Source organism: Gammaproteobacteria bacterium, assembly GCA_019748175.1.
GTDB lineage: Bacteria > Pseudomonadota > Gammaproteobacteria > JAIEPX01 > JAIEPX01 > JAIEPX01.
The window spans coordinates 58,549-69,532 of the sequence record JAIEPX010000005.1; the positions used below are offsets into that span (position 1 = coordinate 58,549).

Sequence of the window (10,984 nt, forward strand, 5' to 3'; positions counted from 1 at the left end):
AATAAACTTAAAGAGATTTTTTTGGGGGCGATATGTAGTCGTTAATGCAATTAGTAGTTTTACAGATATGCTGCATATAGCATGTATCAATATACTGCGTTAACTTTTTTAAGGAGCGTATTATGGTATCTTATATTTTTCCAGGGCAAGGAATACAAAAATTAAAAATGGGTGAGAATCTTTTCGGTAGATTTCCCGAAATCGTTTCGATCGCAGATGAGGTTTTAGGCTACTCGATAAAAGAACTTTGCATGAATGGTGCAGATCGTATTAATCAAACCGAATATACTCAACCTGCAATATTCGTTGTTAATGCGTTAGCATACCTAGATCTTAATTCTGAAACAGAATGCATACCAGAGTATTTAGCAGGCCATAGTTTGGGGGAATATAATGCATTGTATGCGGCTGGGGTTTTTGACTTCTCTACTGGTTTGAAGCTTGTTAGAGAACGAGGTCGACTAATGTCACTGATGCATGATGGAGGTATGGCTGCTGTTATTGGGTTAGAATTAAAAAAAGTTGAATCTATTTTAGCGGAATTATCGATTAGCAATGTGCAAGTAGCCAACATAAATTCACCAAGTCAATGTGTTATTTCTGGTCCTATGACTTCAATTATGGATTTAAAGAGTGTTTTTGAAAAATCTGGAGCGATGTTATATTCAATTCTTAATGTCAGTGGCGCCTTTCATACAAGATATATGAGAGATGCAGCTGAGGAATTTGAGCAATTTTTCAATGGTATTAGTTTAAGTAAACCAAAAATTCCAGTTATTGCTAATGTTAACGCTTTACCGTATGAAGCAGATGAAATCAGCATTAGGAAAAACCTCGTATCTCATATTTATTCGCCAGTAAAGTGGGCGGATTCGATGCGCTGGATATTGAGAAACTCTTCTACGAGAGATATAAAAGAAATTATTACTGGAAGACCAATCTTGAGTGGGTTATTAGAACAAATAAAGCTTGAGATGACGCAAGGTTTATGATCAACAAGATTTTGCGTGATGGTTAATTACTAGGAGGTTTAGCCTACTAGCAGGTTAGTGCAAAGTGATTTGCCATAATCGGTTTTCTTGGAAAAGTTAAGTTCAACCGACTATGGCAATTTGCACTATTGTCTCAGCATTTCTTTGTGTTATTGGAATAATTTGGAACGGTTGGAAGCGGTGCGCCAAAATATAAGCTCGGGGCTACTTGCCCATACATTGATAAGCCATTAGCCATACCCTGAAGCAAACTTACCCCAAATTCCTTAGAAGTTTTTAATGCTTTCTCTCTTTTCCATTGGCTCAGTTTTTTTTCATCCTCTTTAGGGTGAGGATTTGTAGGGTCGGTTTTTTGTTTCATTGAAGCGTTCTCCATTGTTGATAATAAAAATTTAACAACAAAAATATACGAAATAAATTTTATTCAGAGTAGTCGTATATTTACCTATATTGAGATCAATATAATCGTAGAATATTTTTCTTATATACTGAGTATTATTTCGCATTAATTAAATTGTAAATAACCTATAAGTTATTATTAGTATTTTTTTTGCGGAGGCTAGTATGAAGAAATTTGGGTTTTTTAGATCTATAAATTGTGTTTCTAGTAATCAGAGTTATGATATTGAGAAGAGACTAGATCCAGCTGATGTATTCCCAGACGAGATCATGTTAAATATTTTTAAGGATTTAAATTTTCAGGATATTTTGCATGCAAACGCGGTCAGCAAGTCTTGGCATCGTCTATCAAATGATGTTCAGATTTTGAGTCCATTTTTAGAGGGTTTAGAAAGAGTGGCGGACCAGAGTAATCAGGCAGAAGTTAATAGAGATGGTAAGGATATTAAAAGAACACTCTTGGTAAGTAAGTTGGAGAAGCGAAAAAGGGTGTTGGAAGCCGAAATGGATGATCTAAGGAATTTTAACCCTCGCCCCTATCGCGCGGTTAGAGCGCCAAATTATCCATCTGTTGGCCCTTTAGCATCTATGGCAGGTCTTGTTTATTTGATTGATCCGATATGTCATGGAATAGGCACATTCTTTAAGGATATTGCTAAAAATAAAGACATCAAGAAAAAACAAAATGAATTGGTTATTCTTGGGCAAAAGATTGATGAGTATCAAAATGGTGAGGTTATTCTGCGAAAATAAATTTTCAAAATATTAGTTATTAATTCTTATGTTATTGGTACTGAGAAACAATTATACTTTCTGGCCTCATTATTATCCCCAATATTAAAAAATGTATAAATGTAATCAATTTAGAATACGGTGCTGGGAATATCGTTTTGAGATGCAATTTATTCGTCGTATTCTTAAAAATATGTTTAAAATATACCCCTATTTTCATTGCGAGCTTTTATTCGTTATGTTACCTTTTGTGATCGTAATGGTTGACAAATTTCTGCCGAATAAACTTGGTAGTTCGGAATGGAAATTAAATTTAACTGAATTGATTCCGCATATGGAGCTCGATACGCAGCTCAATTTGATTATCAAGAAACCAAAGCTTTTTGGTGTATACATTAACAGTAGACGGGAGTAATTGATGAAAAAGAATCCAGCATTACCAGAATGGTTCACAAAGCTGATCGAAAAATATCAACTCCACCAATCATGGTTCACAATTAATGTTAATGATATAAGATGATGGGGCATAAATGCCCCATTTTGAATAATTGAAATCATCAATAGTGAAAGCTATTTCCACGTGGGTGTGATATTCCTAGTTGTAACTCGAGTTGGGACTAGATCGAGGTTCATCTTCTCTGACGATAACAGCTACAGAAGTTTCTTTAACTGGACCTTTTGATTTCGTTTGAAACTTTGGCGGTGCATAACGATGAGCAACGTCCAGCAAGGCATCAAGAGATGCCGGTTGAATACTTTTAGGCACAATAACAATCCCTTGTGTCAATTCAATCGAAACGCTCCTTTGCTCATAAGTGGGTTCAGAAGAGGGGGGAGGTATTTCAGTTGATTTTACGGGCGCGGCCGCAGCCACATTTTTTGAGCTCGTGTCGAAGAATCTGGGCGACCCTCCTCCAGTGTGCGATGCTGAATCGTTAGTTTGAGTTTTGCTTGGTTGTGGTGCAAGCGGAGTACGTGACTGAACTGCTAAATTCTGAGGTGAGAGCTGAGTGTATCGACTCAGCATCTCAGTATATTTATCAAAAAAAACTTGTTCTTTATTGGGTTGAACAGCAGTGATTAGAAAGACTTTTGGGTATTGATCACCTGCAACAATTTCAACTTTGCCAGGATGTGAATCTTTACGCGTCTGACAACGAATGTTGAGATATTCACCTTCAAATAAATTTTCTTCGATGAGCGCCATTACTGGGAACACATCATGAGCTGGTTGTGAGGGTGGGCCAAAATGAAATCGTGTCTTATAAACGGCTGGAATAATGTCTAATGCATCAGCAATGGTGATGCTGAATTTGTTCTGTGGATTTTTTCGCAAAAGCGCTGTTTGAGATTGTGTAAATCGACAATATTTATGTGTGAATGAAAGATCAAATAATATTACAGGAATAGGAGTATCTCCTGAGCCGCAAATTTCAAATACTTTTTGAGTGGCATCAGGGTCACAGAGAAAATTAAATTCACCATACTTAATAGGGAATTGTAAGTTTGCTTTGGGTGCGTTAGCTTCACGAGGATCAAAAACCCCTCCCATAATTGAAATACCAGCAATTTTGTCGAGCAAATTCTGTTTTTGGGCTGCTATCAGCACAAGTGCTACATCAGTTAATCCTGCTATACTAATCAGTGTTATGGGATCCCGTGAATGTCTTAAGCATTCGATGATGAAGTCTGTAGTATCACAATCTTCATATGATTGTAATGATCTTTCTAATTTAACATCATTCAGCCCGTTATCTCCGTGTGCTTCGTAATCAGTCTTAATTGGATCGCCGCTCATGGACTTTTCTGACCCACGTAAAATAGGAATATCTTTACGATTAGCAAGATTGCAAATATCGAGGACATTTTGGACTGTTTTATCCCGTTCAATATTACCTGCACAGGCAACAATCGCTTTAATTTCTCTAAATGCATTGGGTGCCAATGCCAGTCCAAGAGCGGCTAGATCATCGACGCCAGGATCGGTAAAAATAATAATAGGCTTGTTTTTCATTGGTAATAAAACCTTCGATGTTTCGACGGGACGCACCTTATTATTGAATTCGTTTATCATTTTTTTAATAATTTTATCTTTCATAGGGTCTTTATATCTATAGAGGGTAAAAAACAAACTTAAGAAAGTGTTGAAATAATCATTCTCGCTAAATTTGCAGAATATTTTGCTCTTCAACTGAGCAGGAAAACTAGTAGACTCCTCGCCGTCAATCAACAATGTGACTGTACGTTGATCAAAGTCTAGCTTCGTGTTGACTCGATGGGTAATCGCCTTAGCCTCAACATAAGTTTTATTCGACTCACCGTCTAAGAATAAAGAGGGGTGGTCATATTTTTGTTTGTATAGAGGTGTGCCCATAACACATACATAATCTGTATCTTCACCATCAATTAAATCGATAAAGTGATCAATAACATCACCTCGAGTTAAATCATCTTTATCAATTAATACTCGAAAACCAGCGTATTCTAAATCCTTTGCCACTTTGTGAATATCGCGTCTATTGTTAGAGTCTTGTTGAAATGTGCTTTGATATTCTGGGCTTGGCCAAGAATAGCTAACAAACATGGAAGGCCGATAATATCCGAAGTATTCTACAATAAGTTTATGCAGAGGGTCGCTAGCTAAAAGTTTTTCATTACTTTTTTTATCTCGAAGACATTCGAGAAGTGAATCTCTATAGTGCGAATGATGTGTAGGAATTAGATCAATTGAGTTATCAATGATTTGGCCTGTGATAGTCATGCCTTTTATATTCCAGCCAGTCGATGTTTTGTAAATTAGGAAGCCAAATTTAGAGTCAATTTTTAATGATTTTATCTCCCGCTTGATGGTTTCTGCGGTTTCATTTTCCCACACCCTAATTATAGTGGTAAATTTTTGAAGATTTCTTTTTTTGTGACCTATTAATTGGCTCTTATCTTCCATGTATTCTTTTAGTTGAACCAATAATTTTCTAAATTCATGATAAACTTTTTTATGCTCATCTCTTTTCTCGTCTGGTCTAAACAACTCACTGAGTAAAAATTTACTCTTTCTGACAATTCGTACGGGTTGATCATCATCTTTGCTAAATTTTTTCATTTTAAAGTCTCCGTTTTCCTGTGTTAAGAATCTTGATACTGCTTACCATGAGTTTCTTTCAGAGTAAGTGCAATAACAACTGCTACAACTGCCGCAATTACCAACATCATTATTGCACGATTAAAATCCGAGACTGAGTAAACAGCCACGCCATTCATTATCTTACCGGACCAGTGAGAATGTAATATCCACGCAAAAGGTGTTTGTGCAAGCCCACCTGCAAGCATTAGTGTGGAGGCAAGGCCTTCAGCTGTGGCGGTAATGGATCTTGAGTTGCATTCAGCAATCAGTGAATAGCCTATGATATGTGCGCTACAAAAAAATCCGATCAAAAAAAATGTCAGGAGAAGAGTGTAAAAATTTTGGTGAGTGACCACAATGAGTGATATTAAAGGAATCAAAATCAAGACTGCAAAAAATATCATCGGTAGTTGGCGGTTTTTTAATCGGTCAGAGATCCAGCCCATGCACGGAGATCCGAAAATCATGCCAACAAATACCATCGACGTAATTTCACCAGCCTGTGTATTGTTTAGAGAGTATGCCTGAGTTAAATAAAGCGATCCCCAAAGTGCGCCGAGTATAAAGAGCGGGAGATTCATGAGTGAAATATACAGTCCAGTTAGCCAATTTTGCGCGTTGGTGAGTGCGGTTTTCAAATTATACCAATTATTCGTGCTGTGTTTTGGCGGTGAAGTGTATGGCTGATCCGCTGGGTAATCTTCGACCGTTTTGTACACAACGTAGATTAAGCACGATCCTATTGTCGCGACAATTAGAGTTGTTTGTCTCCACCCAATTTGATCTATTAGAATACTGAGTGGTGCTTGAGAGATAATGGCTCCTATCATACCGAGGGCAACTACTGCTCCTGTCACACGTGCCAGTTTTTCAGGTGGAAACCAACGGGTGGCTAATCGAAGAGAACTAATAAAACAAAATGCACCTGATAATCCTGCAATAAATCGAGCGGTGAGTGCAATGATAGGAGAGGGCGCTAAGGCAAAAAGATATGTGCTGAGTACGGTGGTTGACATAGCTAATAAAATCAATTTTCTTGTAGAGAATCGATCCAAAAGAATTCCAGCGGGCAATAAAGATAATAAACTAGCAAAAAAATAACTGGAAGAAATAATTCCTAGGTGTTTAGTGTTAATATGGAGAGATTGTAGCATGTGGATGTTCAGTACATTCATCATATTAATTATTATCATTTGATAGAAGAAAAAAGATGAAGCGCCTAAAATAACTAACCAAGCATTTGTCATTTTTAAAGCTTGTAGGAGTGATAAGGTATTTCTAGAAATAACTGTATTGCTCACAGGTGCTCACTTAGTGATGATTATATAACATGCAACGAAGTGAAACAAATTTCTAATATTTTTGCAATGAGTGTATTAACCTAGCGTCAGAAATAAGTGAGATGACGATCTTTTAGCAAGTGGCTGCGATTCTCGGCATTAACGTCAAACCTTTTCACCGTAAACATTTGAAGGTTGGTTCTATTATCCATAATTCGTTTTGTAGTCCCTGTAGTTTTTCTTTTAGTTCAATAGGATCGAGTCATTGATTTTGTTGAGTTAACTCATAGGCTGCAAGCCGAGGTATCTTCCAAACCATCATCTGAAAGAGCCGCTAATACATCATCAGCAATTTTATCCATTAACAATTCATTCTTTTCTTCAGCTAGGGATAAAGCTGTATTACCCATAAAGTCTTCGAGAGATCGATCAGCCCCAGCTTCAAGCAAAAGCCTAATGAAATTTTCATCTCCATTTATCACGGCTAAATGCAATGCAGTTTGTCCAGTGTTCGTATCAGCGTGATCTAGAGGGACTTTTAAATGGATTAATAATTTTAACCCTTCTGTATCATTATTCTGTGCACACAAACGCACTATTATATCGAGCTGAGATTCACCCATATAATTGTCTTTATACCGACGGAGTAATGCTCGCTTAAACAGGTCAATGATGGGTGGATGGTGATCCTCAAGCGCACAATCAATGATCGTTCGACCTTGATTATCTTGAATATCCACCCGCGCGCCCAGTTCCAATAATACCGCGATATTATCAGCTCGCCTTTTCAACACGGCCCAATGCAGTGCCGTATAACCTTTTTGTGGATTGGAATCTCGCCCGTTAATGTAAGCAGGAAATTGTTGAAGAAGACTGGATAACTCATGCGATGTGCCATGGGTGGCGGCGCGACGAATGGCTTGTGGGGGATCCTCGGTATTCCAATTATTCAGTAATAGTCTGCCTTGATCCTTATTCGCTACCGGCTGAATATGCTTACGAGAGTCCTGATAAGCTTCAGCTAACAATGATTGGCACTTTTTGACATATTCATGGTCATCACCAAAGAAATCTCTGAAGATCTGTAAGGCTTTTTCCAAGTATGTCTTTGCGTTATCAGAATCGCCAGAGGACAAAATGGCCATCCCTAAATTCATCTGACACAATCCCACGTTCGCATGACCTTCACCCAAAGTTGCTCGAAGGATTGGCAGCGCGGTTTCCAAATGTCCCGTACCCTTAGGATCATCACAAAGCAAAATGGCCATTCCTAAACTCATCTGACACAGCCCCACGTTCGCATGACCCTCACCCAAGGCCGCTCGAAGGATTGGCAGGGCCGCTTCCAAATGTGCTTTCGCACCCCGCGGATCACCACAGGACAGGGTGGCCGATCCTAAATTCATCTGACACAGTCCCACGTCCGCATGAGGTTCACCCAAGGCTGCTCGAAGGATTGGCAGGGCTGCTTCCAAATGTGCTTTCGCACCCCGCGGATCACCACAGGACAGGGTGGCCGATCCTAAGTTCACCTGACACAGTCCTACGTCCGCATGAGCTTCACCCAAGGCCGCTCGAAGGATTGGCAGGGCCGCTTGCAAATGTGCTTTCGCAGCCTGAGGATCACCGCAGGACTGGGTGGCCCAGCCTAAATTCATCTGACACCGTCCCGCGTCCGCATGAGCTTCACCCAAGGCCGCTCGAAGGATTGGCAGGGCCGCTTGCAAATGTGCTTTCGCGCCCCGTGGATCACCGCAGGACAGAGTAGCTGATCCTAAATTCGCCTGACACCGTCCCAGGTCCGCATGAGCTTCACCCAAGGCCGCTCGAAGGATTGGCAGGGCCGCTTCCAAATGCGTTTTCGCATCCCGCGGATCACCGCAGGACAGGGTGGCAAACCCTAAATTCATTTGACACAATCCCACGTCCGCATGAGCTTCACCCAAGGCTGCTCGAAGGATTGGCAGGGCCGCTTCCAGATCTCCTTTTGCAGCCTGAGGATCACCGCAGGACAGAGTTGCCAATCCTAAATTCGCCTGACACCCTCCCAGGTCCGCATGAGCTTCACCCAAAGCTGCTCGGAGAATTGGTAGGGCCGCTTCCAAATGTGCTTTCGCGCCCCGCGGATCACCACAGGACAGGGTGGCCGATCCTAAATTTATCTGACACCGTCCCACATTTGCATGATCTTTACCCGAAGCCGCTTGAAGGATCGGTAGGGCTGCTTCCAAAAGTCCTTTCGCACCCCGCGGATCACCACAGGACAGGGTGGCCGATCCTAAATTCATCTGACACAGTCCCACGTCCGCATGAGTTTCACCCAAGGCTGCTCGAAGGATTGGCAGGGCCTCTTCCAAAAGTCTTTTCGCACCCCGGGGGTCACCGCAGGACAAGGTGGCCAAGCCTAAATTCATCAGGCCCTGCGCAAATACCCCATGCTCTTCTTCACGCAAAGTGAGATGGAGGATTGAGAGAGCCTCTTCAATATGTTTTTTCGCCCCCTTTGGATCGCCACAGGTAAGTGTAGCTGCCCCTAAACTCATTAGGCAAAAGCCTTCATTTTGCTTTTTTGTACTTCGTGTTGAGATTTGACAATGGCATTTCAGCGCGGTTTCAAAATAATATTTTGCAGTTTCCCCTTTTCCTTGGAGACCAAAAGCATTTCCTGCAGCCATAAGCATAAATACTTCTCCTTCAAGAAATTCATCTTCGCGCGGTTGTCGACTCAAATGCTGAGCCAACACGATCATATGAGCTTCAAGTAGTTTATATTTTTGTTCATCAAGTGTTCTGAAATACGTACCAGATGATTCTAAGTGCCTTTCGAAATTTTTAACCCATTGTAATAGCTTCATCTGTGTAGCTGTCGGAGTTTCCTCGAGCTTCAACGTATCCTGCACCACCTGGTGCATACGATACGCTGCCAGTTGGCTATCCTCTTCTAGTAAGGAGAGTGCGCGAAGTACATTTAAGGCATCATTAATCTCAATTTCGCCTTCATATTTTGGTATCCATGCTCCCAATAATCCTTTAGGAATAGCCGCTTCGGGTGCCAGGTAAGTAGCCGCCAATAATACCGTCTTTGCTCTCCCAAAAGCCTCTTCTGTTTGACAGATGGTTCTGACTTGTTCCATGGACAATTCCACCACCGCTTTCATGGTGGCTTCAAATTTTCTTTGTCGTTTTTGATGCTCGAGTTGGTAAGGATCATCTTCATAAACAGGCGTTTCTAAATATTTCTTTTGTGCGACACGTAAAGTGGTATAACGCTGACAATATTCCGCTATGGTACAGTGATTATTGAGAATATAAGCCAACGCTTGGGTTAAAGCCAAAGGATAGCGATCTAATGTGATGGCCAAAACTTCAGCATCAGCTTCGGTGACCGTTTCTTTGAGAAGTCGGTGAATGTACTGCTTCGCATCGCCCAGTGTAAATACATCTAATAATATCTTGGTAAGCACAGAATCGAATGTATGGCTATTGCGTGTGGTGATGAGTACATCAATCTCACGATGGTCAAACCGTTCGGGTAAAAAGGATTTTACTACGTTGTAATTGGGCGCATCATCAATCACCACCAAACCTCGTCCTTTTGCTGCGAGCCTTTGATAAATTAATTTATGTAAGACTTCATCTTTCAATTGTTTAACATCTAACCCAAGCGCAAGTCCCAAATCAGCAAATTGAGACGATAAATTATTGTGCGCTCGTTGATCATCTTCGCCGCCCACCATCCAAATGATCCAGTCATAATTTTTTTCTCTAAATTGTAATCGCGCGTAGTAATTAGCTAATTGTGATTTTCCGATTCCGCCAGTTCCGGCAATCTGTGAAAATCTTTTATCGTGTTTTTCTTCGGGGGGCAGATTTTCACGAGGAGCGATGACTTTAACCGAATCACGTCCTTCCCGAAGCATTGTTAATTCTTCTTGGCGTCCGGTAAAATGCTCAAATTGAGGCGGTAATCGATATAATGGCCTGAAGGTTTGTTCGAGAATACGAAAGACAAAGCGAACACCGGTTGATTTAATTTTTAAGTGATCCACTTGGTTTTTTTCCAAAAGCGCAATAAGCGATGCGGTTTCTTCTTGAGACATGGAGGCGGGTGTGTGTTCACCCAAAAGTCTTGATAAATTAACGAGTGAGCTTTCATCCAGTGGTTGCTCAATGATTATTTCCAGAGGGGGCTCTTTTATAGTCAATGTACGTCCGGCGTTTTGCGTCTGCGCATTGGAGTAAGATAAATGGACAGCGCTGGATAATTCATTTATTCCAGAAGCCACGCCAACCGCACTATCTATTATAGTATTAGGGGATACATAAGCACTCGCCGTTTCTAAAACTTGCTCTAAGGTGGGCAGCAGATTCACAACGATTTTATCATTATAGTTTTTAATACTGACTGTACTGAGTTGAGAAAATAAAGGAACTTCTCTTGCTGATTCCATTGTAGTCTC

The 10,984-nt window shown here is 40.6% G+C and carries 6 protein-coding genes; 2 read left to right on the forward strand and 4 right to left on the reverse strand.

Features of this window, described 5'->3' with window-relative positions; translation table 11 throughout:
• Nucleotides 1-122: 122 nt before the first annotated feature.
• Nucleotides 123-992 (forward strand): ACP S-malonyltransferase, encoded by an 870-nt coding sequence (gene fabD / locus K2X50_02765; GenBank protein ID MBX9586159.1) that lies wholly within the window; start codon nucleotides 123-125, stop codon nucleotides 990-992.
• Between the two features lie 133 nt (nucleotides 993-1,125).
• Here the strand turns inward: fabD and K2X50_02770 are convergent, their stop codons facing one another.
• A complete protein-coding gene (locus K2X50_02770) occupies nucleotides 1,126-1,353 on the reverse strand; it encodes a hypothetical protein (protein ID MBX9586160.1) in 228 nt (75 codons plus the stop codon).
• 203 nt (nucleotides 1,354-1,556) lie between these two features.
• Between K2X50_02770 and K2X50_02775 the strand changes: the two genes are divergently transcribed.
• Nucleotides 1,557-2,144, forward strand: coding sequence for an F-box protein (locus K2X50_02775; GenBank protein ID MBX9586161.1), 588 nt, complete (start codon nucleotides 1,557-1,559; stop codon nucleotides 2,142-2,144).
• A gap of 574 nt (nucleotides 2,145-2,718) precedes the next feature.
• Here K2X50_02775 and K2X50_02780 read toward each other — a convergent pair.
• The 3 genes from K2X50_02780 to K2X50_02790 all read right to left on the reverse strand — a co-directional run bounded on the left by K2X50_02780 (nucleotide 2,719) and on the right by K2X50_02790 (nucleotide 10,975).
• Nucleotides 2,719-5,223, reverse strand: coding sequence for a nucleoside hydrolase (locus tag K2X50_02780; protein ID MBX9586162.1), 2,505 nt, complete (start codon nucleotides 5,221-5,223; stop codon nucleotides 2,719-2,721).
• Nucleotides 5,224-5,246: 23 nt separating this feature from the next.
• Complete coding sequence (locus K2X50_02785; protein ID MBX9586163.1) at nucleotides 5,247-6,545, reverse strand: MFS transporter; 1,299 nt, start codon at nucleotides 6,543-6,545, stop codon at nucleotides 5,247-5,249.
• Nucleotides 6,546-6,808: 263 nt separating this feature from the next.
• Entirely contained in the window at nucleotides 6,809-10,975 is a 4,167-nt protein-coding gene (locus K2X50_02790) for a tetratricopeptide repeat protein (protein ID MBX9586164.1), read from the reverse strand.
• Between the last annotated feature and the right edge of the window lie 9 nt (nucleotides 10,976-10,984).